Genomic DNA, 26,001 nt, shown 5'->3' with positions numbered 1-26,001 from the left:
TTTTTTAACTTCCCTGAACTATATTGTTAATTTTTATTATTATGTTATTAAATGTGGGGGTTACTGTTAATAATTTATTAAATTTGTCAATTACCAAAGCAATACTAACAACAAATTATGAAAAAAATATTACTTTTTGCAGTATTTTTAGTAGGATTTTTGAATGAGACTTTTGCGCAAGAAGTTTCGGTAGATATTCAAGATCCTTTACCTGTCTGTAATTCGGGTGATTGTGTGGATTTAAATGCTACTTTTACTCCGGTTGAAACCACAACAAATTACAGAATTGAATCAATACCGTTTGCGCCAGCAGGTCTTTTAGGTGGAACGGTAATGGATGCAAATCAAGATGATTCTTGGGCCGAACATAACTTAGCATTTAGGTTTTGTTTTTATGGTCAATATTATGATCGAGTATGGGTGGGTACAAATGGGCTTATTACTTTTACACAACCGCCAAATATTAATTATTGTGATTGGGACCTAAGGTCTAGTAGTCCAATACCAACAACTAATATCCCTTATAGAAATGCTATTTATGGAGTTTATCAAGATACTAATATACGACCAGCACCACTTGGCCCAGTTACAAATCCTTCAGTACAAAATGTAAATTTTTATGAGGAAGGTGATGCTCCTAATAGAAAATTTGTAGTTAATTTTAATGAATTACCTTTGTATTTAGGCGCTTGTACAAGTAGTGGTATGCAAACTACACAAATAGTAATATATGAGACTTCTAATATTATTGATGTAAATGTAATAAGAAGACAATCATGTAGTAGTTGGAATAATGGTTTAGGAGTTTTAGGAATTTTAAATGCATCGGGTTCTCAGGGGATGGCAGCCCCAGGTAGAAATTTAGGAACTTGGAATGCTACTACTGAAGCTTGGCGTTTCGTTCCAGATGGAAATGTGAATACAGCTCAAATTTCTTGGTTAGAAAATGGTAATCCAATAGCGGGTAGTACTGGTTTAACAACTATTACAGTTTGTCCTACTGTTGATACCGACTATACGGCAGTTGTTAGTTACACACAATGTGATACCACAATTAGAACAGTTTCAGATACAATTACAGTTGGTCCTGAACCATTTGTTTTGTTTAACGAACCAGAAGATATTGTAATTTGTGCAACAGGTACGGGGCCTTTTAGTTTTGATTTGGATCAAGATGCTTTTATGTTAAATTTAGCAGATCCACCAAATGCACAAGATCCTAATGATTATTTTATAACCTATCATACAAGCTACGCCGATGCTGTAGCTGGTTTTCCATTTATACAGCCTGGAACCAACCCAGGGGAACTGTCTAATTACTTATCAAATGGTGGAGAAACTATTTGGGTAGCTGTTCAAGATTTTTGGACTAATGGATGTATTCAATATCGTTCATTCGATTTAGTTGTTCAAGCAGATCCAAGTGGAGATATAGGTTATACAGGTTCGCCATATTGTACAAGTGATACAAATACTTATTTACCTTCTACGAATACAGTTGCACCATTAACAGGTAATTTTGTGGTAACTCCATCAACTGGTTTATCTATAGATACAACTACTGGTGAAATTACTCCAGCAACTAGTGCGGTAGGAACATATAGTGTGGTATATCATATAGATGCTACATCTACTTGTCCTGCGTATGATACAACTCCAGTTGAAATTATTATTCAAGATTGTTCTTCTTGTTCTTTAGCTTTAGATACGAATTTTGGACCAGCTTCTCAAACCATTTGTTTAGGAAATTCAATAGCAGATATTGTTTACAATTATGGAGGTGATGCAACATCTTTTGATTTACAATTTACTCCAAATTTACCAGCTGGTTTATCGGTTAATATTGTTGGTAGCCAATTAACAATTACAGGTACACCAACAGAGACTGGTACTTTTAACTATGGAATTTCAACTTTAGGATGTATTAGTAATATTGGACCTTTAACAGGAAGTATTATTATTAATAATATGCCTGCAGTTCCTCTAATAAATACAATTGCAGCAACTTGTACATCAGACGGGGTTAGCACAATAACAAATTATACATCAGGATTAACGTATGTATTTACGCCTTCGGGACCAAGTGTAGATGCAACAGGTTTAATAAGTGGCATGACACCGGGCACTTCATATACGGTTGTTGCCGATAACGGAAGTTGTAGTTCATCATCATCTGTTAGTTTCACAAATGATGCAATGTTGACAACACCAGCAGTTCCAACTGTTTCGAGTGTAGCTGCAGATTGTAGTTCAGATGAGATAAGTTCAATATCAAATTATGACGGAAGTGTAACTTATGTATTTACGCCTTCGGGACCAAGTGTAGATGCAACAGGTTTAATAAGTGGCATGACACCGGGCACTTCATATACGGTTGTTGCCGATAACGGAAGTTGTAGTTCATCATCATCTGTTAGTTTCACAAATGATGCAATGTTGACAACACCAGCAGTTCCAACTGTTTCGAGTGTAGCTGCAGATTGTAGTTCAGATGAGATAAGTTCAATATCAAATTATGACGGAAGTGTAACTTATATATTTACGCCTTCAGGACCAAGTGTTGATGCAACGGGCTTAATAAGCGGTATGGTTGTAGGTACGAGTTATACAGTTTATGCTGATAACGGAAGTTGTAGTTCTGTAGCTTCATCATCATTTACAAACGATGCCATGTTAGCAACACCAGCAGTTCCTACAATAAATACAATTGCAGCAACTTGTACATCAGACGGGGTTAGCACAATAACAAATTATACATCAGGATTAACGTATGTATTTACGCCTTCGGGACCAAGTGTAGATGCAACAGGTTTAATAAGTGGCATGACACCGGGCACTTCATATACGGTTGTTGCCGATAACGGAAGTTGTAGTTCATCATCATCTGTTAGTTTCACAAATGATGCCATGTTGACAACACCAGCAGTTCCAACTGTTTCGAGTGTAGCTGCAGATTGTAGTTCAGATGAGATAAGTTCAATATCAAATTATGACGGAAGTGTAACTTATATATTTACGCCTTCAGGACCAAGTGTTGATGCAACGGGCTTAATAAGCGGTATGGTTGTAGGTACGAGTTATACAGTTTATGCTGATAACGGAAGTTGTAGTTCTGTAGCTTCATCATCATTTACAAACGATGCCATGTTAGCAACACCAGCAGTTCCTACAATAAATACAATTGCAGCAACTTGTACATCAGACGGGGTTAGCACAATAACAAATTATGCATCAGGATTAACGTATGTATTTACGCCTTCGGGACCAAGTGTAGATGCAACAGGTTTAATAAGTGGCATGACACCGGGCACTTCATATACGGTTGTTGCCGATAACGGAAGTTGTAGTTCATCATCATCTGTTAGTTTCACAAATGATGCAATGTTGACAACACCAGCAGTTCCAACTGTTTCGAGTGTAGCTGCAGATTGTAGTTCAGATGAGATAAGTTCAATATCAAATTATGACGGAAGTGTAACTTATATATTTACGCCTTCAGGACCAAGTGTTGATGCAACGGGCTTAATAAGCGGTATGGTTGTAGGTACGAGTTATACAGTTTATGCTGATAACGGAAGTTGTAGTTCTGTAGCTTCATCATCATTTACAAACGATGCCATGTTAGCAACACCAGCAGTTCCTACAATAAATACAATTGCAGCAACTTGTACATCAGACGGGGTTAGCACAATAACAAATTATACATCAGGATTAACGTATGTATTTACGCCTTCGGGACCAAGTGTAGATGCAACAGGTTTAATAAGTGGCATGACACCGGGCACTTCATATGCGGTTGTTGCCGATAACGGAAGTTGTAGTTCATCATCATCTGTTAGTTTCACAAATGATGCCATGTTGACAACACCAGCAGTTCCAACTGTTTCGAGTGTAGCTGCAGATTGTAGTTCAGATGAGATAAGTTCAATATCAAATTATGACGGAAGTGTAACTTATATATTTACGCCTTCAGGACCAAGTGTTGATGCAACGGGCTTAATAAGCGGTATGGTTGTAGGTACGAGTTATACAGTTTATGCTGATAACGGAAGTTGTAGTTCTGTAGCTTCATCATCATTTACAAACGATGCCATGTTAGCAACACCAGCAGTTCCTACAATAAATACAATTGCAGCAACTTGTACATCAGACGGGGTTAGCACAATAACAAATTATACATCAGGATTAACGTATGTATTTACGCCTTCGGGACCAAGTGTAGATGCAACAGGTTTAATAAGTGGCATGACACCGGGCACTTCATATACGGTTGTTGCCGATAACGGAAGTTGTAGTTCATCATCATCTGTTAGTTTCACAAATGATGCCATGTTGACAACACCAGCAGTTCCAACTGTTTCGAGTGTAGCTGCAGATTGTAGTTCAGATGAGATAAGTTCAATATCAAATTATGACGGAAGTGTAACTTATATATTTACGCCTTCAGGACCAAGTGTTGATGCAACGGGCTTAATAAGCGGTATGGTTGTAGGTACGAGTTATACAGTTTATGCTGATAACGGAAGTTGTAGTTCTGTAGCTTCATCATCATTTACAAACGATGCCATGTTAGCAACACCAGCAGTTCCTACAATAAATACAATTGCAGCAACTTGTACATCAGACGGGGTTAGCACAATAACAGATTATACATCAGGATTAACGTATGTATTTACGCCTTCGGGACCAAGTGTAGATGCAACAGGTTTAATAAGTGGCATGACACCGGGCACTTCATATACGGTTGTTGCCGATAACGGAAGTTGTAGTTCATCATCATCTGTTAGTTTCACAAATGATGCAATGTTGACTTTACCAGTAGTCCCAATTATAAATACAATTACGGAAAGTTGTTCGTCTGATGGTATTAGTACCGTAACAAATTTTGTTTCTGGATTAACTTATATATTTACTCCTGTTGGGCCATCGGTTCAAGCTAATGGTGAAATAACCAATATGATTTATGGCGTAACTTATACAGTTTATGCAGATAATGGTTCTTGTTCATCTTCGAATTCGAGTTCGTTTATGATTAATCAAATGTTACCAACTCCCTCAATAGTAGTAACGAATAACAGCCCGAGTATTTGTGATGGAGATATGACAAATATAGTTGTAACGGGCTTACAAACAGGTGAGACATTAAATTGGATCGTAAATGCAAATGAGGTAAATGGATTAATATCAGGTCAAGGGACAAGTTTTACAGATGCTATATTGACATTATTTAGTGGAATAGAAACTCCTAGAGTAGTTAACATCCGTTTTTATGCAGACAATGGTTCATGTACAAGTAGTTTCCATGATATTGATGTTACGGTAAATCCACGTCCAGATATCATGGTGAGTCCAAATTCACCAGAGGAGCAAACAATTTGTTCAGGAGAGACAACTAATATTGAGATTTCGAGTACTTATCCTAATGTAACTTTTAGTTGGGAAGTAATCTCAAATGTAAATGGAGTGGTTGGAGCGAGTAATGGTACAGGAGATACTATAGCTCAGACCTTATCCGTAAGTGGTACTTTACAAGGCGTAGTAGTGTATAGATTACATGCTTTTATAGGATCATGTGAGAGTGCAAATACAATAGATTTTACAGTTTATGTAAATCCAAAACCAGTTTACAATCCTATTATAACGCCAACAGCTATTTGTGATGGAGCGAGTATAAATTTAAATTATTCACACCCTAATGCGAATGTAACTTTTGGCTGGGATTTAGTGTTAACCAATGCAGATGTAGTAGGAGGTATACTAAGTGGAGTCACTACGACAAATTCATTGAATTTAAACCAAGCTTTTACATTAGTAGATTCATTAGTATCGGGCCAAGCGACTTTTACAGTATGGGTTGACTTAAATGGATGTAAGAGTGATCCATTTACAGCGACCGTTGATATTCATCCCAATCCACAAGTTCAGTTACAAGATGGCGCAATATGTGTACAAGACGGACAAGTTTATCAAACTTATTGGTTAAATGCAGGAGTTTTACCATTAGGAGGAGATTATGAATATGAATGGTTTATGGTAGATACTGCAGGAGATATATCATTAGGTACAACAACAACACCTTACTATGAAGTAGTAATGGCGGGAGATTACTATGTGGTAGTTACTAATGTAGATGTGTTATTAGGAACGAATTGTTCAGGAGTTTCAAATACAGTAACTGTAATAGAGACAAATCCAGCGACATTAGCTAATGCAACAGTAGTAGTTACTGAGTTCTTTACAGGCAGTGGAGTTGTAACGATAACAGTAACAGATGGAAACGGAACCTTAGAATATCAATTAGATGAAGGGGAGTTCCAGAGTTCAAATGTGTTTACAGGAGTATCAGCAGGACCACATACTGTAACAGTAGTAGATACCCAAGGATGTACATACTTTACAATTCCGGTATTGGTAGTAGATTATCCAAAATTCTTTACACCAAACGGAGATGGCTATAATGATACATGGAATATCATCGGTTTAGAACAAGAGAATGCTAAGTTGTACATTTTTGATAGATATGGAAAGTTGATCAAACAGATTAATACTTTAGGCGCGAACCAAGGCAATGGTTGGGATGGAACATTGAATGGGAAGCCATTACCATCGACAGACTATTGGTTTAGTTTAGAATATGAAGAGAATGGAATAATGAAAGAGTTTAAAGCGCATTTTTCATTAAAACGATGATAATAAAACAACAAAAAAGCCACTCATTTGAGTGGCTTTTTTTATATTTGCTTTTTTACCAACACAATAATTATTTTTTATGAAGTTGAATTTTAAATCAATTGTATGTGGTCTAGTTCTAATTTTAGTAACTACTATTACAAAAGCGCAATGTACAACAAATGTGGTAGCTTGTGATTTATCGACAAATCCTACATTTTCATTTGTAACTCAAAGTCCTGCTAGTACATCTTGTTTAGATTTACTTCCTGGAAATACGGTAGCTTATATTACTACATATGTAGCACAATCGGGTTTTTTAAATATGCTGATTAATGGTAATGCAAGTACTGGATTTTTAGATGTAGCTGTTTTTAATGTTCCTTCAGGAATGTCTCCATGTGCTGCTATCCAAAATTCGGCAAATGAAATACAATGTAATTATGCGAGTAATAGTAACGGTTGTAATCAATTAGGAAATGCATTTGCTTGTGCATCTTCTGTTCCTGCGCCTTATGTAACAGCTGGTCAGACTTTAATGATTGTTGTAGAAAATTGGAGTGGAGCTTCAACTAACTTTACAATTGATTTAGGTAATACAGCAAATTCTGCAGAGTTTGCAAGCCCTGATGCAACGATTAATCCAGCAGGACCTTTTTGTGTAAATGATATTGCTTATCAACTAACTTCTGTAAATAATGGTGGAAACTGGTCAGGACCAGGAGTAACATCAACCGGTTTGTTTTATCCTTCTGTAGCAGGTGTTGGTATTCATACAGTTAACTATCAAATTGGATTAGGAACTGCGTGTGCATCTGCACCTGAATCGATTCAAATTGAAGTAAAACCATCGCCAGGCTTACCAACAGTTACAAGTCCTGTGATTTATTGTATAGGAGATACCGCAACTGCTTTATCTGCAACACCAGATTTACCAGGAAATACATTAAATTGGTATACAACTGCTACAGGTGGAACTGCAAGTGCAACAGCACCAACTCCTTCAACAGCTGTTCAAGGTAATTTTAATTATTGGGTATCTCAAACGAATGTAGAAGGTTGTGAAAGTTTTAGACGTCAAATAACTGTTGTAGTATCTCCTATACCTGATATACCTGTTGTTACTGTTACTCCTGCAACTTGTACTTCAGATGGTAATGCAGTTATCAGTAATTTTAACGGAATTGATAGTTATGAATTTAATCCTCCAGGACCAGTTGTAGATGGCTCAGGTAATATTTTAGGATTTAATTTTAATACACCTTATGAAATAAAGGGAGATAATGGTACTTGCATGTCAGTTTTTTCGTCTCCATTTACAATCCAAGAAATGTTAATAACACCGGCTGATCCAGTAATTCAAACAATTTCAGCTACTTGTAGCTCTGATGGCTATAGTGAAATTGTAAATTATGTTTCAGGAATGATTTATGATTTTAATCCAGCTGGCCCAACAGTAGATGTAAGTGGAAACGTGTTAGGTATGGTCTTTGGTCAAAATTATACTGTGAGAGCCTTTAATGGTGATTGTTATTCGAATTATACATCTAATTTTTCAAATGACGAAATGTTGGCTCAGCCAAGTGAACCTATTGTTTTGACTTCAACGCCTGTTTCTTGTTCGAGTAATGAAATTAAAATTATTAGTAATTTAGAAGCTAATGTGAATTATATTTTTTCACCATCGGGTCCTACTGTAGATTTAACAACTGGAGAAATTTTGAATATGCAATTCAATACCGATTATGTAGTTTATGCTCAAAGTACAATTTCACCATGTTTTTCTACAACTACTCCTCAATTTAATATACAACAAATGTATCCAACACCAAGTGCAGCAATAATTACAACAATTAATCCAACTTGTACTACTGATGGTTACAGCTATATCTCAAATTTTGATTCGACTTTAAATTATACATTTGCACCGTTAGGACCTTCTTATGATACTAATGGTAATATTACTGGAGAAGTTTTTGGTACAAATTATACATTGACAGTTTCAAATAGTAACTGTTCTATTGATTCTAATTTTACTACTAACGGTATGATTAGTACGCCTTCAATAGTAGTAACGAATAACAGCCCGAGTATTTGTGATGGAGATATGACAAATATAGTTGTAACGGGCTTACAAACAGGTGAGACATTAAATTGGATCGTAAATGCAAATGAGGTAAATGGATTAATATCAGGTCAAGGGACAAGTTTTACAGATGCTATATTGACATTATTTAGTGGAATAGAAACTCCTCGAGTAGTTAACATCCGTTTTTATGCAGACAATGGTTCATGTACAAGTAGTTTCCATGATATTGATGTTACGGTAAATCCACGTCCAGATATCATGGTGAGTCCAAATTCACCAGAGGAACAAACAATTTGTTCAGGAGAGACAACTAATATTGAGATTTCGAGTAGCTATCCAAATGTTAATTTTACATGGGAAGTAATCTCAAATGTAAATGGAGTGGTAGGAGCGAGTAATGGTACAGGAGATACTATAGCTCAGACCTTATCCGTAAGTGGTACTTTACAAGGCGTAGTAGTGTATAGATTACATGCTTTTATAGGATCATGTGAAAGTGCTAATACAATAGATTTTACAGTTTATGTAAATCCAAAACCAGTTTACAATCCTATCATAACGCCAACATCTATTTGTGATGGAGCGAGTATAAATTTAAATTATTCACATCCAGATACCAATATTACTTTTGGATGGGATTTAGTGTTAACCAATGCAGATGTAGTAGGAGGTATACTAAGTGGAGTCACTACGACAAATTCATTGAATTTAAACCAAGCTTTTACATTAGTAGATTCATTAGTATCGGGCCAAGCGACTTTTACCGTTTGGGTTGACTTAAATGGATGTAAGAGTGATCCATTTACAGCGACCGTTGATATTCATCCCAATCCACAAGTTCAGTTACATGATGGCGCAATATGTGTACAAGATGGTCAAGTTTACCAAACATATTGGTTAAATGCAGGAGTTTTACCATTAGGAGGAGATTATGAATATGAATGGTTTATGGTAGATACTGCAGGAGATATATCATTAGGCACAACAACAACACCTTACTATGAAGTAGTAATGGCGGGAGATTACTATGTGGTAGTTACTAATGTAGATGTGTTATTAGGAACGAATTGTTCAGGAGTTTCAAATACAGTAACTGTAATAGAGACAAATCCAGCGACATTAGCTAATGCAACAGTAGTAGTTACTGAGTTCTTTACAGGCAGTGGAGTTGTAACGATAACAGTAACAGATGGAAACGGAACCTTAGAATATCAATTAGATGAAGGGGAGTTCCAGAGTTCAAATGTGTTTACAGGAGTATCAGCAGGACCACATACTGTAACAGTAGTAGATACCCAAGGATGTACATACTTTACAATTCCGGTATTGGTAGTAGATTATCCAAAATTCTTTACACCAAATGGAGATGGCTATAATGACACATGGAATATCATTGGTTTAGAACAAGAGAATGCTAAGTTGTATATTTTTGATAGATATGGAAAGTTAATCAAACAGATTAATACTTTAGGAGCGAACCAAGGCAATGGTTGGGATGGAACATTGAATGGGAAACCGTTACCATCGACAGACTATTGGTTTAGTTTAGAATATGAAGAGAATGGAATAATGAAAGAGTTTAAAGCGCATTTTTCATTAAAAAGATAGATAATAAAACAACAAAAAAGCCACTCATTTGAGTGGCTTTTTTGTTTTATAGCCCCGATGGAAGTAAGCTACCTTGTAGCACGTACAGCGGGAATAAGCTTCTAATTATTATAAACAGCTAGTGCTTCTTTTAATATTTGTACAGATTTAATTAAATCTTCTTTCTTTAAAACATAAGCAATTCGAACTTCATCTAAACCTACGCCTGGAGTAGAGTAAAAGCCAGCCGCTGGGGCTACCATTACAGTTTCGCCATTAAAATCGTAACTCTCTAATAACCATTGCGCAAAGTTGTCAGCATTTTTAACTGGTAATTTAGCAATACAATAGAATGCACCTTTAGGTACTGCAACTGTAACACCAGGAATTTTATTTAATTCGTTAACTAAAGTATCTCTTCGGTCTTTATATTCAGTAATTACTTCATCAAAATAAGATTGTGGCGTTTCTAAAGCAGCTTCACTAGCAATTTGAGCATAAGTTGGTGGACTTAAACGCGCTTGAGCAAATTTCATCGCTGTTGCCATAACTTCTTTATTTTTAGAAACAATACAACCAATTCTTGCTCCACACATACTATAACGTTTAGAAACCGAATCGATCATAATAGCATGTTGTTCTAAACCTTCTACATTCATAACCGAGAAATGTTTAAATCCGTCATAAGTAAACTCTCTGTAAACTTCATCAGCAATTAAGAATAAATCATGTTTCTTTACTATTTCTGCTAATTTTAAGATTTCTTCTTGAGAATATAAATAACCCGTAGGATTTCCAGGATTACAAATTAAGATAGCTTTAGTTTTAGGTGTAATTAATTTTTCGAAAGCTTCGATTGGAGGTAAAGCAAAACCATCTTCTATAGAAGACATAACAGGAACAACTTTTACACCCGATGCAGTTGAAAATCCGTTATAATTTGCATAAAATGGTTCTGGAATAATAATTTCATCATTAGTGTCCATTGTGCTTCCTAAGGCGAATAATAAAGCTTCAGAACCACCAGTTGTAATGATAATATCTTGAGTATCGATTGGTAATCCGTGAGCTTTGTAATATTGCGAAAGTTTATTTCTGTAGCTTTCAAAACCAGCAGAATGAGAATATTCTAATACTTCAATGTTTGCATTTTTAACGGCATTAATAGCGACATCTGGAGTTTTAATATCGGGCTGACCAATATTTAAATGATACACTTTGTGACCTTTTTTCTTTGCTGCTTCCGAATAGGGAACCAGTTTTCTAATAGGAGATTCAGGCATTTGTTGCCCTTTGTTTGATATTTTTGGCATAATTTGTTTGTTTGGAATTGCAAAATTGCATTTTTTTTCGCTCTTTATAAAATAAATAACAACTTATGTTAGCTTAATTTATTTAGTGTATTCTTTTAACAATTAGATAAGTACACTTTTAATAGGTATTTGTTTGTATTTAATTTTTATATTGTTTTTTGTTAAATAATTATAAAAATATTTTTTTTAGCATTAAATATGTAGTAAATTGTTACAATAATTATTACTTAATGTTAAGATTACTTTTCATATTATTTATTAGTCAGTGTACTTTTGCCCAACTGAACTGGATTTCTCATAAAAATAAGATTGAAATTCCATTTGAATTGATTTACAATTTAATAATTGTAGATGTAAAAGTAAATGATGTTGATTTAAAAATGATTCTGGATACAGGTTCAGAAAAGAATCTTATGTTTAGTTTTCCAAAAAATGATAGTATAGCTTTTTATAATCCAAAAACAATTAGTATTCGGGGTTTGGGATATGGAAAAGAGCTAAATGCTTATATTTCAGAGAAGAATAAGTTTGAAATAAACGGTTTAGTAGATAGAAATTTTCAAGTTTTATTGGTTACTAACCAAGATATAAGCTTAATTGACAAGCTTGGTATACAAATAAATGGAATTATTGGTTCTTCTTTTTTTAAAGATTTTTTAGTTGAAATAAATTATTCCAAAAAGAAACTTTACTTATACAAAGATTTTGAAACTATCACAAAAAAAATGAGTAGATATGAAAAGACTCAAATTGAAATTTATCAAAATAAACCTTATGTAAATTTAAAAATTGAAAATAGTGATGAAAATCACAATGCCAAATTGCTATTTGATAGTGGATTAGGCGATGGTTTGTGGCTTTTTGAAAGTGATTCAATTAAATGTAAGGAACGATATTTTATAGATTTTTTAGGAAGAGGGTTAAGCGGAGACGTAAAGGGAAAAAAGTCTAGAATAGAAAGTTTGCAATTAGACAAATTTATTCTACATCATGCATTAGTTTCTTATCCAGATATAAAATTAAGTGAGTTAGATTTATTTAAAGGAAGGGACGGCTCTTTAGGAGGAGAAATAATTAAGAGATTTAATTGGATTTTAGATTACAAAAATCATTTTTTTATTACAAACAAAATAATCTTTTTAATGAACCTTTTAATTATAATATGTCTGGTTTAGAAGTACATCATTTTGGACAACAATGGGTAAAAGAGTTAGACAGTTTCACAAATGTTAGTGGTAAAGGAGAAGTAAACGCAACAGAATATATAAGTAAAGTATATAACTATAAATACACCCTTAAACCTAATTTTCAAATTTATGAAGTAAGAGAAAATTCTCCAGCAGCTAAAGCAGGCCTATTGGCAGGAGATATAATAATAAAGATCAACAATAAAAGTAGTCACAATTATACCATTCAAAAAATTACTGAATTGTTTCAATCGGAAGAAGGAAAAAAAATAAAAATTCTAGTCGAAAGAGATGGAAAACTTTTAGAATTTGAATTTTATCTTGAAAAAATACTATAAAAAGGGCTCTCAATTTGAGAGCCTTTTTTATTTTTTATCCTGAATTACATTTCCTTTTATTCTTAACGGAATAATACCATTTGGTTTATTAACAGCATTGGTTTCAACAGTAAGCGTTTTACTAATCGGACCTGGATTCATATTGTATTTAACCACAATTTTATCACTTTTACCAGGCATAATAGGTTCCGTTGGTTTAGTAGGAACCGTACAACCACAGCTCGATTTTACATCTTTAATAATAAGAGGAGCATCTCCAGTATTTGTAAAAATAAATTCGCGAACACCATCATCTTTACCTTTCACAACGTCACCATAGTTTATAGTTTCCGTTTTAAATTCAATTTTAGCGCCTTCTTGGGCAGAAACAAATAAACCAACAAAAAGTATTAGTAAATTAAATAATTTTTTCATCATTTTATATTTTGGGTTATCGTAAAAATATGTACTTTAAAAACTACTAACAAGTAATTTAACTTTTTTATTTTAGTAGATATCGTTACTTTTGCATTTAAATTTACAAAAAGTGTACCAAAATATTTTTTCGCAGCGAGTCTGCCGTTTGTATTTGTAAACCTTATTCCCGCTATCACTTGCACACGGTGCTTGTTCTATCGGGGCTAAGTGGTAAACTAAATTTATTTTTGTATACTTATTAATAATATTTTAGAATTTAGAGTGTAAAAAACATCTAACATCTAACATCTAACATCTAACATCTAACATAAAATGATTCCAGCTCAATTTGATGCCAAACAAGTAGAAAAGAAATGGTACGACTATTGGATGCAAAACAAATATTTTCATTCAACGCCCGACCATAGAACACCATATACTATTGTAATTCCGCCACCAAACGTAACCGGAGTGTTGCATATGGGGCACATGCTAAATAATACTATTCAAGACGTATTAATTCGTCGTGCACGTTTAAAAGGATTCAACGCGTGTTGGGTTCCAGGAACGGATCACGCTTCTATTGCAACCGAAGCGAAAGTAGTAGCGAAATTAAAATCGGAAGGAATTAATAAATCCGATTTATCGCGTGAAGAGTTTTTAAAACATGCTTTCGATTGGACAGAAAAATACGGTGGAACTATCTTAGAGCAATTGAAACAATTAGGTTGTTCATGCGATTGGGACAGAACCAAATTCACTATGGACGAAGACATGAGTGCTTCGGTAATCAAATCGTTTGTTGATTTATACAACAAAGGATTAATTTATCGCGGTTATCGTATGGTAAACTGGGATCCAGAAGCTAAAACTACGTTGTCTGATGAAGAAGTTATTTACGAAGAAAGACAAGGGAAATTATACCATTTAAAATACCAAATTGAAGGAAGTAATGAGTTTGTAACGATTGCAACCACACGTCCTGAAACTATTTTAGGAGATACTGCCATTTGTATTCATCCAGAAGACGAGCGTTATTTCCATTTAAAAGGTAAAAAAGCCATTGTGCCTATTTGCAACCGCGTAATTCCTATTATTTTCGACGAATATGTAGATATGGAATTTGGTACAGGTTGTTTAAAAGTTACGCCTGCGCACGATGTAAACGATAAAACACTTGGCGAAAAACACGGTTTAGAAATCATCGATATTTTTAACGAAGATGCTACTTTAAATTCATTCGGATTACATTATGAAGGTAAAGATCGTTTTGATGTTCGTAAGGAAATCGAGAAAGAATTAGAAACTATTGGCGCTTTAGTAAAAGTAGAAAATCACGTAAACAACGTGGGAACTTCTGAAAGAACGAAAGCGGTAATCGAACCAAGATTATCTGACCAATGGTTCTTAAAAATGGACGAGTTAGTAAAACCAGCCATCAAAGCCGTTTTAGAATCAGATGACTCGAGCGAACAGCGAACAGGGCAGAGCCAGATAAAGTTACATCCTTCTCGTTTTAATAACACGTATGCGCATTGGTTAAACAACATTCGCGATTGGAATATTTCGCGTCAGTTATGGTGGGGTCAACAAATTCCAGCTTATTATTATGGCGATGGAAAAGAAGATTTCGTAGTTGCTGAGAGCATTAATGAAGCGCTTGAGCTAGCGAAAACAAAAACAGGAAACGCTAATTTAACAGTAAACGATTTACGTCAGGACCCTGACGCACTAGATACTTGGTTTTCTTCTTGGTTATGGCCAATTTCTGTTTTTGGTGGAATGATGGACCCTGAAAACGAGGAATTCAAGTATTACTATCCAACCAATGATTTAGTAACAGGTCCAGATATTTTATTCTTCTGGGTAGCGCGTATGATTATCGCAGGTTATGAATACACAGGAGAAAAACCATTCTCTAATGTATATTTAACAGGTTTAGTACGTGACAAACAAGGACGTAAAATGTCTAAATCGTTAGGGAATTCTCCTGAACCACTAGGTTTAATTGAAAAATTTGGTGCTGATGGTGTTCGTGTAGGATTGTTATTGAGTGCTTCTGCAGGAAATGACATTTTATTCGACGAAGAATTATGTAACCAAGGAAAAGGTTTCTCTAATAAAATTTGGAATGCTTTCCGTTTGATTAAAGGTTGGGAAGTTGCCAATATTGAACAACCAGAATCATCAAAAGTAGCCATCGAATGGTATGAAGCGAAGCTGCAAAAGACATTGGCTGAAATTGAAGATAACTTCGAGAAATACAGAATTTCTGATGCACTAATGGCGATTTATAAATTGGTTTGGGACGATTTCTGTTCGTGGTTTTTAGAAATGATTAAACCAGGTTACCAACAACCAATTGACAAAACAACTTTCGATAAAGCCATCGAAATGTTAGAAGCGAACTTGAAGTTGTTACATCCATTTATGCCTTTCTTAACAGAGGAAATATGGCAACATATTGCAGAAAGAACTCCAGAAGAAGCATTAATCGTTGCTTCTTGGCCAGAAATGAAAGCATTTGATGAGAAATTAATTGCTGATTTCGATTTTGCTACAGAAGTAATTTCAGGAATTAGAACGATTAGAAAAGATAAAAATATTTCGTTCAAAGAAACGATTGAATTGAAAGTGGTGAATAATGAAAAAGCTTCAACGCATTTCGATTCAGTGATTATGAAATTAGGTAACGTGGTGGATTTAGTTTACGTTGATGAAAAAGTAAACGGAGCGTTATCGTATCGTGTAAAATCAAACGAATATTTTATTCCAGTAGGAGGAAATGTTGATTTAGATGCAGAAGTAGCTAAATTAGAAGAAGAATTAAAATACACACAAGGATTCTTACGTTCAGTACAAGGGAAATTGTCTAACGAAAAATTTGTTAGCGGAGCACCAGAACAAGTAATTGCAAACGAACGCAAAAAAGAAGCCGATGCTTTGGCAAAAATCGCCACTTTAGAACAAAGTTTAGCAAGTTTGAAATAACATATTGTCATTAGCGAAGCTCTTTTCGGCTTTGCCTCGAGTCTGAACTCGTTTAACTTCGTTGAATCTTCGATTTCAGAATCTAAAAAAATCCCGAGTGTAAACTCGGGATTTTTTTTATGCTTTATAATGGTTTAGCAGGTCGTTAGAACACATTTCTTTTGGGTGGGGTTTTGCTTTAGCAAAATATAGCAACAAAAGTCAGCTTTAGCTGAAATCGAAGATTCGACGAAGTCAATGTGCTTGAACGTATTTGTGTATGAGTAGTAGCGAAATTTTTGCGATCACTTTCGGAAAGTAATTTACAAAATAAAAAAAAATAGCGACTTGAATTAAAAACCAAGTCGCTATTACTTACTTATACACGTTGTTGTGAGTAGTTTTTACTTTAACTTTTCTAGTAACAGTTGGGCAACTGGTTCTGAAGATGCAGGATTTTGTCCAGTTATTAATAAACCATCTTCGACCGCATAAGGACTCCAGTCTGCTTTTTTAGTGTAAATTCCACCATTACTCTTTAACATATCTTCAACCAAAAATGGAACAACAGAAGTTAGTTGAACAGCTTCTTCTTCTCCGTTTGTAAATCCAGTTACTTTTTCCCATTAACCAAAGGTGTCCCATCCGTATTTTTTGTGTTTTTAAAAATTGCAGGAGCGTGACAAACAGCAGCAACAGGTTTATTGTTGTTATAAAAATCTTCTATTAAGGCAATTGAGTTTTCATCTTCAGCTAAATCCCATACAACACCGTGTCCACCAGGATAAAATACTGCGTCATAATCTGCTTGATTTACAGTTTCCAATTTTATTGTTTTAGATAAGATCTCTTGAGTTTCTTTATCATCATTAAATCTTATGGTTGCTGGAGTTTGGAAATCTGGTTCATTACTTTTTGGGTCAATTGGAGGTTGTCTTCCTTTTGGAGATGCCAAAGTAATTTCAATTCCATTATCTTTTAATAAGTAATAAGGTGCTGCAAATTCTTCAATCCAAAAACCAGTTTTCATTCCAGTATCTCCTAAATCTTCGTGATTAGTTAATACAAATAATACTTTTTTCATTGTTTTGCTTTTTTTTGTGTTAATACTTAATTTTTTTTCATTAGAATTATTTTCTTTTGTGTTTTTACCACAAGAGGAAAATAAAGCTAAAGCGATTATAATTGTTGTTATTCTTTTGATTATAACAAAATTACTGTCAAATTAAGTACTGGAAATTGATGTATGGTAATAAAATCAATTATGAGATATTTCTTTTCTAATTCTACTTAAGCTTTCGGTAGTAATTCCTAGATAAGAAGCGATATGGTAATTTTTTACAGCCTGTTCAATATTTGGGTAAGTGCTAATAAAAGAAACGTATCTTTCTTTAGCTGATTGGGCTAAATTTGCTAATATTCTGTTTTGAAAGCTAGCAAAAGCTCTTTCCATTTTTTTTCTGAAAAAAGTTTCTAATTGTGGAATCTCTATAAATAATTCTTCCATACTTTTTTTGGAAATTTCATATAAAGTTGCATCCTGAATAGTTTCAATATACATAATCGCTTTGGATGCCGTGAAGAAAGCCGTATAATCGCTTATCCACCAATCATTAATGGCGAATTGCAAAGTATGTTCTTTACCAGTTTTGTCAATAAAGTAAGTTCTTAAACATCCATTGTAAACATAATATTGAATGTTCACTTTATCATCTGCTTTTAATATTGTAGTCCCTTTTTTTAACTTGAGTTTTTTAAGTTTACTTTCAATAAGATTCATTTCTTTTTTGAAAAAGAAATGCCTTTAAAAATTTCTAATATTATTGAATTTTTGATGTTCATTTAAATTACTTACAACGGCGGTCCGCGGCTAAAGAAAGTTGCGTGTGCCAAAACCTAGCCAACCCAAAAATAGACAAAATTTAGAAAATTCGGAGAATTTTCGGGAAATTCTTGATCAAGCCATTTACTTTAACCGCTGCTGTGCGCAGGCTTATTAGTATTAATGTTTTAATTATGCTTTTTCACATTATTTTGGTAATCCGAAAAGCAGCTTGGAAATACTGGTAATAACTTTTGCTTTTGTTCTTCAATTCCAATTTTAATAATCTCGATATATTCCGCTTGAGTGAATTCCGCTTGAATCCTTGCAGTTGAACATTTACAATACGCTTTAGTCAAATCAGGATATTTTACTGCCATTTCTTTAGAATTTGCTAAACATTTTCCGTTAATATATTAGCGCTTTCATTTTACAACTTTGCTTTTTCGGTTCAGCCAGTACGGGTTTTATTACCTTACAGGGAAGAATTGGTAGGAGACATTCGAAGAAGCAGGTGACACGGTGGAGTTATTGATCTAATAATGGATTCAGTAGGTGGAATGGTTGGAATTGCCAATTTTATTTCTAAAGAAGATAAATAAGCAACTATTGAACTTAGAATTGATTATTTACAAGGCGCAAAGGCATTTAATTATTTTAAGATAATTTGTACATTTGGGCAATAGACTAATGATAACAACTATGCAGGCTTTCCAGGAAGGTCAATTGGTTGCCGAAGGAAAAGTCGTATACAATTTCATTAATAGTAAATTCTTAAAATTGAATATTTGGAATATTTTCTAAAACACCGACATGCTACCTGGCTCGAACTATTCTTCGACCTTGTTTTTGTATCCAGCATTGGAGTAGTAACTCATTCTCTGGCGCATACTCATAATAACCATTTAAATCCTGAACAGATTTGGCTATTCCCTTTACAATTTATTATAATCTGGTGGGTCTGGACTGTACATACCTTATTTTCCAATCGATTCAATCATGATAATAGGATTGAAAGAATCTTTAGTCTTACCATTATGTTCTTGATGATAGTCATGGCTGCATTTTTTGGAGATGATCTCTTTCAGAATTATCCTGCCTTTGTCGGTTTTTATGTGGTTATAAAGTTAATATTGGTGTTTTTGTTTTTTAGAGCATCTAATCAAGACCTTCACTCTGTAAGTTATGCTAGGAAAAGTGGTTATGTAATTCTTTTCGGCACGGGAATTTCAGCTATTTCCATTTTCATGGAAACCCCCTTGAGGGAAATTATTTTGGTTTCAGGAATTCTAATTGAAATGCTCGGTATTTATCTTGTAAGTACACGGAATTTGGAGAAACCAAAACCAGTCCATCGCGAACATCTGGTAGAACGTATAGGATTGCTTTCTATAATACTTCTGGGAGAATCTATTATAAGTCTCACAGGCACTTTAAGAAGTGTAAATTGGGACATTTTAAGTATTGTGGCAGCAGTTACGGGTTTTATTATGATTGGGCTAATTTGGTGGATATATTATGATAGTTTTCCTATTAATGAGCGGATTAAATCTATGACCAACGGGTTTCCTATGTTGTATTCCCACTTGTTTTTAGCTATGGGTTTTGTAATCTTGGCTAATGTGATTCGACATGCTATTTTAAATGATCTAAATATGAATGAGTTTAGAATTCTGGCGATTACGGGAATGAGTTTTTTTTACATCGGAAAACAAACCGTTTATATTGTTTTTATTCCTCCCTTCCGTAAAAGGATGACAATTAATACGCTGGTATGTATTTTTATAACCATAGCATCTACCTTTTTGCCAAAAATAGAATATGCGCTTGTTGGAATTACAATAGGTATGCTGTCTTACACGTTTGTCAATTTCAAGTTTATCTTAACCAAGGATGTATCTGGGTATGTTTCGAAAGAATAAAAATATAGGCTTGCGTACAACGTTTAGTATATGAAGCGTAGCGCCCGAATGGGAGCTATGATTTCATATACAGTGTTATGAGCTTTTTTACATTCTTCATTGTTATATTGGAAAATTGTCCATGCTTAAGTCTTTTATCTCCATTCCAAGGCCCTTTTTTAGTTCTACATTTGTAGTGTAACAAAAATAAGTCAAAATGAAATTTAAAAGTTTAATCAAATTAAGTAGCCTAGTTCTAATCCTAGGGATAACAATTCAAGCATTTTCTCAATCAAAAAAAATAAAATTATGGACAACACAAAAAATGAAAACATTGGATTACTAGTAATCATGAAAGCGAAAGAAGGTAAGGAGCAAGAAGTGAAAGAGTTTCTTCTAGGTGGTTTATCATTGGTAAATGCAGAACCAAAAACTGAATCTTGGTTTGCATTTCAAATAGATGAACAAACTTTCGGAATTTATGACACATTTGAAGCTGAAGAAGGCAGACAGGCACACTTAAATGGAGAAGTGGCAAAAGCCTTATTGGCCAATGCTGGTGATCTTTTAGAAGGTTTTGATCCTAGCAGAGACATTAAGACCGTTGATGTTCAAGCAAGTAATCATAAAGTGGGGAATCAGAATAAGGGATTGTTGGTGATTATGAAAGCCAAAGAAGGAAAGACATCTGCAGTGGAGGATTTCTTACAAGCGGGCAAGTCATTGGTAAGCTCTGAGCCTGCAACTATATCTTGGTATGCTTTTAAAATCAATGAAGAGACCTATGCCATTTTCGATACGTTTGCAGATGACGCTGGCAGAGATGCTCATTTATCAGGGAAAGTAGCAGCAGCGTTGATGGAGAATGCACCTGTAATTTTGGAAGGCTTTGATGCTTCAGCAATTCAGAAAATTAACATTCTAGCTTCAAAATAAATATTTGATTTAAGAAAGGAGTGCTTTTGGCACTCCTTTTTTTTAAATTTGAATGAGCTAAAAAATAAATTTAGTATGTCCCAAATAATTATAGACAAACAAAACGGGGAACTTGCATTTAGATTAGAAGAGTTCAACGACCTAAGTCAGTTTGATCATTTACAAAGAAGAAATTATTATTCTATCGTTTTGTTATGTGGAATTAGCTATGAACTAAGCGTTGATTTTCAAAGTTTTGAATTGCAAGGAAATCATATGATTTGTTTGGCTCCGTATCAACCTTTCATGATACGTTCTGAAGAAAAGTGTCAGGGTTATTTATTGAATTTTCATCCCGATTTTTTTTGTACATATAGACATCAAAACGAAATAGAGACCGAGGGAATCCTTTTTAATAATTTCCATGGGTTACCCTATTTTACTGTAAACGAGCAAAGCCTATTTCTTAATTTGATTGATCAAATTTCGAAAGAGATGGACAAAGCCTCAATCGCTCAGCATGAAGTTCTTGTGGCATATTTAAAAGTGTTTTTAATAGAAGCGGTCAGACAAAAGAAACAATTTGATCAACAATTAACTCCCAGATCGTCAGATTCAAAAACAGAAATTTTACAAAATTTAGTCGATGCAATTGATAGTAATTATTGCAAATTCCATTCTCCCCAAGAATACGCAGATGAACTATGTTTAAGTCCCAAAACTTTATCCAGTATCGTAAAGAAATATCTCAATCAAACGACTTCATCCTTAATTTCAAATAGGATCATTATTGAGGCGAAACGAGAACTTTATCTAACTTCTAAACCAGTGAAACAAGTTGCTGCTTTTTTAGGTTTTGACGATGAATTCTATTTCAGTCGTTTTTTTAAAAAGAAGGTAGGAGTATCGCCTGATATTTATCGTAAGACAGTTGGTTTTGCTAAACTAGAGTCAAATTAATTGCGTACAACGGTTTACGTATTGGCGATGGTGGGGCATTTGAAAAACGTCAGCATAACATTTGCACAAATGCCCGATAGAATACCAAATGTTGAATTTACAACTGTCAGCCCTACTATATTGCCAATACGATGTTAGCCGTTCGCCTTTCTTTATTAGTCATCTATACTTTTAATACTTAATTACTAATTTTCCAATTGTGGTGCCACTCTCTAATTGAGTATGTGCATTTTTGAAGTTTTCAACCGAAAAACCTTGCAATGTGGTCGTTAAGGTAGATTGTAATATCCCATCATCTAACCACTTTGAAATTTGATTAAGGATGCGATGTTGCTGTACCATATCATCAGTTTGAAACATAGAGCGGGTAAACATTAACTCCCAATGAAAACTTACACTTTTACTTTTTAATTGACGTAAATTAACAGGCTCAGTCGGGTCGCTAATCGAACCAATTTTCCCTTGTGGTTTTATTAATTCCACCATTGCATTCCAATATTGATTTAGGTCCACAAAGTCCACAATAAAATCAACAGTTTCATAGCCGATGCTTTTCATTTCTTGTAGTAAGTTTTTATGATTTACTACAAAATCAGCACCCATTTTTTTACACCATTCTATTGAGTTTTCTCTTGATGCAGTGGCAATTACTTTTAAACCTAAAATATTTTTAGCAATTTGCATAGCTACCGAGCCAACGCCGCCAGCACCGCCGATAATTAAAATTGATTTCCCATTGTCTTTTTCTGCACTTAATTGCATTCTGTCAAATAATATTTCAAAAGCTGTCAATGAAGTAAGCGGCATAGCAGCAGATGCCTCAATTGGGATATTATTAGGAGGGGACCCTACAATTCTTTCATCAACTAATTGAAATTCTTGATAACTACCGTCCTTTGTTATATCTCCTGCATAAAAAACGTTGTTACCCTTTTTAAACAAAGTGGCGTTTTCTCCAACCGCTTCAACAACACCAACCGCGTCCCAACCTATAATTTTGGGATTGTCTGAGATTTTATCTTTCAGACTATTCTGGCGTATCTTATAGTCCACAGGGTTTATTGATACAGCTTGTATTTTCACCAACAATTCATACCCTTTTGGCACTGGTGTTTCTTTTTCAAATTGTATGAAACTGTCTGCTTCTGAAATTGGTAAACTTGTTTTAAATCCTATCGCTTGCATATTTTTTCTATTAAATTATTGTGTTGATTGTTTTGCTAAGGTAACGGCTAACTAGTAAATATACGCTTTTAAATATCGCATATCTACCCAATTATGGTTGTATTTGTGCAATAAGGTAACGTTTTCAAATATATTAAAAAAATATTGCAAATTATAATACACACATTAGTTTCAATATTAACTTGTAAACAAAAAAAATCCCAAGCTAATGCTCGGGATTTTTAGTTTATTAATGCGCTTTAATTTTTTCCTTTTCGTTGCTTAATAAACGTTTCACTTTGTGTAAAGCGTCATAAAAAGCTTTTTCAGGAGTATCGCCATTTGATGTGACTGCTATTGGATTTTTCTTTTCAATTCGAGCTTCAATAACACATCTTTTATCATTTTTCCCTCCTTTATCTCCATTTTCATCTTCTAAATGGACTTCAATTCGTGTTACTAATTCATCGAAACGAGCTAAATCTTTTCTAATTTCTTCCTCAAAAAATCATTCATTCTTTTGTGGCCTTCAATATTCTTGTCTGTATTAATTTGAACTAGCATAATTTTTAAGTTTTTTAATTATACTTAAAGTTACGAAATTTCTTTCAATTTAGTGTAATAAATGATACAAAGTATTGTTAAAAATATGCTATATTTTTTCTTGAAGCGCTTGAATTTCGTCACGCAATTTTGCAGCTTGCATAAAGTCTAAATCTTTTGCTGCTTTTTCCATTGCCTTACGTTTCTCACGTATGCGTTTTTCAATTTCAGTTTTCGATAAATATTCGTTTTCTGGTTCGGCTGCTATTTTTGGAGCATCGTATCCATAATTAGAAACTTGATTTTTGGTCAACGCATTTTCAATGGATTTATTCAATGCTTTAGGAACCAAATTATGTTCCTTGTTATAATTCATTTGCTTTTCTCTGCGATAATTGGTTTCATCAATAGTTCGTTGCATCGAATCGGTAATTTTATCTGCATACATGATGGCTTTTCCGTTTACGTTACGAGCCGCACGACCAACAGTTTGTGTTAACGAACGATGACTGCGAAGGAAACCTTCTTTATCAGCATCTAAAATGGCTACCAAAGAAACTTCGGGTAAATCTAAACCTTCACGCAATAAGTTAACGCCAATTAAAACATCAAATAAACCTTTGCGTAAATCTTGCATAATTTCAACGCGTTCCAAAGTGTCAATATCACTATGAACATAGCGACAACGAATGGCAACTTTAGTTAAATATTTGGCTAATTCTTCCGCCATACGTTTGGTTAAAGTGGTCACCAAAACACGTTCGTCTGCTTCACAACGCAACTGAATTTCTTCAATTAAATCGTCAATTTGATTGGCACTCGGACGTACTTCTATAATAGGATCTAATAAACCTGTAGGTCGAATAACTTGTTCTACATAAATTCCTTCCGATTTTTTTAATTCGTAATCGGCTGGAGTTGCCGAAACATACACCACTTGATTTTGTAAACCTTCAAATTCTTCAAATTTCAATGGACGGTTATCCATGGCAGCCGGTAAACGGAAACCATATTCAACTAAGTTTTCTTTTCTACTTCTATCGCCACCATACATCGCGTGGACTTGGGAAATGGTAACGTGACTTTCGTCGATAACCATCAAATAATCATCTGGAAAATAATCTAACAAACAGAACGGGCGCGTTCCCGGAGCTCTTCCGTCCAAATAACGAGAATAATTTTCAATTCCGGAGCAATATCCCAATTCGCGAATCATTTCTAAATCAAAATTGGTTCGTTCTTCCAATCGTTTGGCTTCTAAATGTTTGCCAATTTCTTTGAAATAATCGACTTGTTTGACCATGTCTTGTTGGATTTCCCAAATGGCATTTTGCAAAACATCGGGAGAAGTCACAAACATGTTAGCCGGATAAATATTTAGTTTTTCGTAGCGTTCTAAAACTTGAGAAGTTTTGGCATCAAAAGCTTCAATTTCTTCAATTTCATCTCCAAAAAAGTGAATACGAAACGGTTCGTCAGCATAACTCGGAAAAATTTCTACCGTATCACCTTTGATTCTAAAAGTTCCGGGAGTGAATTCCGCTTCCGTTCGGGCATACAAACTTTGAACCAATCGATGCAATAATTTGGTACGCGAAATTTCCTGACCATTGTCAAGCGAAATCACATTTTTTTGAAATTCCACAGGATTTCCAATACCATACAAACACGAAACAGAAGCAACAACCAAAACATCACGTCGCCCAGAAAGTAGGGCAGAAGTGGTGCTTAAACGCATTTTTTCCAATTCCTCATTAATCGATAAATCCTTTTCAATATAGGTTCCCGTAACCGGAATATACGCTTCGGGTTGGTAATAGTCGTAATAAGAAACGAAATATTCCACGGCATTATTGGGGAAAAACTGTTTGAACTCCGAATATAATTGGGCTGCCAATGTTTTATTGTGAGCCAAAACTAATGTTGGGCGTTGTACTTCTTGCACAACATTAGCAACAGTAAACGTTTTTCCGGAACCGGTGACACCCAAAAGCGTTTGAAATTGCTCTCCGTTGATAATTCCATCGGATAATTTTTTAATAGCTTGTGGCTGATCTCCCGTTGGGCTGTATTCAGATACGACTTGAAATTTCATTTAAAATAATTGCAATTTTTTGAAGCTCTAAAGTTACGAAGATAAAGCAGTT

Annotated in this window: 15 protein-coding genes and 1 pseudogene; 8 read left to right on the top strand and 8 right to left on the bottom strand. The window is 34.4% G+C overall.

Going from position 1 to position 26,001, the window contains the following annotated elements; all coding sequences use genetic code 11:
• Nucleotides 1-117 precede the first annotated feature (117 nt).
• The gene (locus GCU34_RS05995) at nucleotides 118-6,690 is read left to right on the top strand and encodes a T9SS type B sorting domain-containing protein (protein ID WP_152378382.1); all 6,573 of its coding nucleotides are present in this window, start codon (nucleotides 118-120) and stop codon (nucleotides 6,688-6,690) included.
• A gap of 79 nt (nucleotides 6,691-6,769) precedes the next feature.
• Nucleotides 6,770-10,366: a T9SS type B sorting domain-containing protein gene (locus GCU34_RS05990; RefSeq protein WP_152378381.1), complete on the top strand. Its 3,597-nt coding sequence runs from the start codon at nucleotides 6,770-6,772 to the stop codon at nucleotides 10,364-10,366.
• A gap of 101 nt (nucleotides 10,367-10,467) precedes the next feature.
• Here the strand turns inward: GCU34_RS05990 and GCU34_RS05985 are convergent, their stop codons facing one another.
• Nucleotides 10,468-11,658: a pyridoxal phosphate-dependent aminotransferase gene (locus tag GCU34_RS05985; RefSeq protein ID WP_072785868.1), complete on the bottom strand. Its 1,191-nt coding sequence runs from the start codon at nucleotides 11,656-11,658 to the stop codon at nucleotides 10,468-10,470.
• Nucleotides 11,659-11,984: 326 nt separating this feature from the next.
• Between GCU34_RS05985 and GCU34_RS05980 the strand changes: the two genes are divergently transcribed.
• Entirely contained in the window at nucleotides 11,985-12,833 is an 849-nt protein-coding gene (locus GCU34_RS05980) for an aspartyl protease family protein (protein WP_193702260.1), read from the top strand.
• Nucleotides 12,821-13,183, top strand: a complete 363-nt coding sequence (locus GCU34_RS05975; RefSeq protein WP_152378379.1) for a PDZ domain-containing protein — start codon at nucleotides 12,821-12,823, stop codon at nucleotides 13,181-13,183. The genes GCU34_RS05980 and GCU34_RS05975 overlap by 13 nt, the downstream gene beginning before the upstream one ends.
• Nucleotides 13,184-13,210: 27 nt before the next feature.
• On the opposite strand, the gene GCU34_RS05970 is transcribed toward GCU34_RS05975, so the two are convergent.
• Nucleotides 13,211-13,597 carry a DUF1573 domain-containing protein gene (locus GCU34_RS05970; protein WP_072785854.1) on the bottom strand — a complete coding sequence of 129 codons (387 nt, stop codon included), beginning with the start codon at nucleotides 13,595-13,597 and terminating at the stop codon, nucleotides 13,211-13,213.
• Between the two features lie 315 nt (nucleotides 13,598-13,912).
• Between GCU34_RS05970 and GCU34_RS05965 the strand changes: the two genes are divergently transcribed.
• Complete coding sequence (locus GCU34_RS05965) at nucleotides 13,913-16,570, top strand: valine--tRNA ligase (protein ID WP_072785852.1); 2,658 nt, start codon at nucleotides 13,913-13,915, stop codon at nucleotides 16,568-16,570.
• Nucleotides 16,571-16,953: 383 nt separating this feature from the next.
• Here GCU34_RS05965 and GCU34_RS05960 read toward each other — a convergent pair.
• The 3 genes and pseudogenes from GCU34_RS05960 to GCU34_RS05950 form a co-directional block, all read right to left on the bottom strand.
• Nucleotides 16,954-17,753: pseudogene (locus GCU34_RS05960) on the bottom strand (type 1 glutamine amidotransferase domain-containing protein).
• Nucleotides 17,754-17,807: 54 nt separating this feature from the next.
• Complete coding sequence (locus GCU34_RS05955; RefSeq protein WP_152378378.1) at nucleotides 17,808-18,329, bottom strand: Crp/Fnr family transcriptional regulator; 522 nt, start codon at nucleotides 18,327-18,329, stop codon at nucleotides 17,808-17,810.
• Nucleotides 18,330-18,559: 230 nt separating this feature from the next.
• On the bottom strand, nucleotides 18,560-18,751 hold the full coding sequence (locus GCU34_RS05950; RefSeq protein WP_072785846.1) for a hypothetical protein: 192 nt from the start codon (nucleotides 18,749-18,751) through the stop codon (nucleotides 18,560-18,562).
• Nucleotides 18,752-19,159: 408 nt separating this feature from the next.
• On the opposite strand from GCU34_RS05950, the gene GCU34_RS05945 reads away from it, so the two are divergent.
• From GCU34_RS05945 to GCU34_RS05935, 3 genes are all read left to right on the top strand, one after another.
• Nucleotides 19,160-20,293 carry a low temperature requirement protein A gene (locus GCU34_RS05945; RefSeq protein WP_178138366.1) on the top strand — a complete coding sequence of 378 codons (1,134 nt, stop codon included), beginning with the start codon at nucleotides 19,160-19,162 and terminating at the stop codon, nucleotides 20,291-20,293.
• Nucleotides 20,294-20,581: 288 nt separating this feature from the next.
• Nucleotides 20,582-21,208 carry a putative quinol monooxygenase gene (locus tag GCU34_RS05940; RefSeq protein ID WP_072785891.1) on the top strand — a complete coding sequence of 209 codons (627 nt, stop codon included), beginning with the start codon at nucleotides 20,582-20,584 and terminating at the stop codon, nucleotides 21,206-21,208.
• Nucleotides 21,209-21,283: 75 nt separating this feature from the next.
• On the top strand, nucleotides 21,284-22,147 hold the full coding sequence (locus tag GCU34_RS05935; protein WP_072785843.1) for a helix-turn-helix domain-containing protein: 864 nt from the start codon (nucleotides 21,284-21,286) through the stop codon (nucleotides 22,145-22,147).
• A 171-nt stretch (nucleotides 22,148-22,318) separates the two neighbouring features.
• Here GCU34_RS05935 and GCU34_RS05930 read toward each other — a convergent pair whose 3' ends face one another.
• From GCU34_RS05930 to uvrB, 3 genes are all read right to left on the bottom strand, one after another.
• Nucleotides 22,319-23,332 (bottom strand): zinc-binding alcohol dehydrogenase family protein, encoded by a 1,014-nt coding sequence (locus GCU34_RS05930; protein ID WP_072785841.1) that lies wholly within the window; start codon nucleotides 23,330-23,332, stop codon nucleotides 22,319-22,321.
• A 229-nt stretch (nucleotides 23,333-23,561) separates the two neighbouring features.
• The gene (locus GCU34_RS05925; RefSeq protein WP_262884257.1) at nucleotides 23,562-23,762 is read right to left on the bottom strand and encodes a hypothetical protein; all 201 of its coding nucleotides are present in this window, start codon (nucleotides 23,760-23,762) and stop codon (nucleotides 23,562-23,564) included.
• Nucleotides 23,763-23,963: 201 nt separating this feature from the next.
• The gene (gene uvrB, locus GCU34_RS05920; RefSeq protein ID WP_072785838.1) at nucleotides 23,964-25,949 is read right to left on the bottom strand and encodes an excinuclease ABC subunit UvrB; all 1,986 of its coding nucleotides are present in this window, start codon (nucleotides 25,947-25,949) and stop codon (nucleotides 23,964-23,966) included.
• Nucleotides 25,950-26,001: the final 52 nt, after the last annotated feature.

Origin of the sequence: Flavobacterium haoranii, assembly GCF_009363055.1 — a bacterium.
Taxonomy (GTDB): Bacteria; Bacteroidota; Bacteroidia; order Flavobacteriales; family Flavobacteriaceae; genus Flavobacterium; species Flavobacterium haoranii.
The sequence above is the reverse complement of the archived record's forward strand: the minus strand, read 5'-3'. Positions and strand labels throughout refer to the sequence as shown.

Coding starts and splice junctions, on each gene's coding strand:
- GCU34_RS05995 (WP_152378382.1), top strand. CDS start 118: ATGAAAAAAATATTACTTTTTGCAGTATTTTTAGTAGGATTTTTGAAT.
- GCU34_RS05990 (WP_152378381.1), top strand. CDS start 6,770: ATGAAGTTGAATTTTAAATCAATTGTATGTGGTCTAGTTCTAATTTTA.
- GCU34_RS05985 (WP_072785868.1), bottom strand. CDS start 11,658: ATGCCAAAAATATCAAACAAAGGGCAACAAATGCCTGAATCTCCTATT.
- GCU34_RS05975 (WP_152378379.1), top strand. CDS start 12,821: ATGTCTGGTTTAGAAGTACATCATTTTGGACAACAATGGGTAAAAGAG.
- GCU34_RS05970 (WP_072785854.1), bottom strand. CDS start 13,597: ATGAAAAAATTATTTAATTTACTAATACTTTTTGTTGGTTTATTTGTT.
- GCU34_RS05965 (WP_072785852.1), top strand. CDS start 13,913: ATGATTCCAGCTCAATTTGATGCCAAACAAGTAGAAAAGAAATGGTAC.
- GCU34_RS05955 (WP_152378378.1), bottom strand. CDS start 18,329: ATGAATCTTATTGAAAGTAAACTTAAAAAACTCAAGTTAAAAAAAGGG.
- GCU34_RS05950 (WP_072785846.1), bottom strand. CDS start 18,751: ATGGCAGTAAAATATCCTGATTTGACTAAAGCGTATTGTAAATGTTCA.
- GCU34_RS05940 (WP_072785891.1), top strand. CDS start 20,582: ATGGACAACACAAAAAATGAAAACATTGGATTACTAGTAATCATGAAA.
- GCU34_RS05935 (WP_072785843.1), top strand. CDS start 21,284: ATGTCCCAAATAATTATAGACAAACAAAACGGGGAACTTGCATTTAGA.
- GCU34_RS05930 (WP_072785841.1), bottom strand. CDS start 23,332: ATGCAAGCGATAGGATTTAAAACAAGTTTACCAATTTCAGAAGCAGAC.
- uvrB (WP_072785838.1), bottom strand. CDS start 25,949: ATGAAATTTCAAGTCGTATCTGAATACAGCCCAACGGGAGATCAGCCA.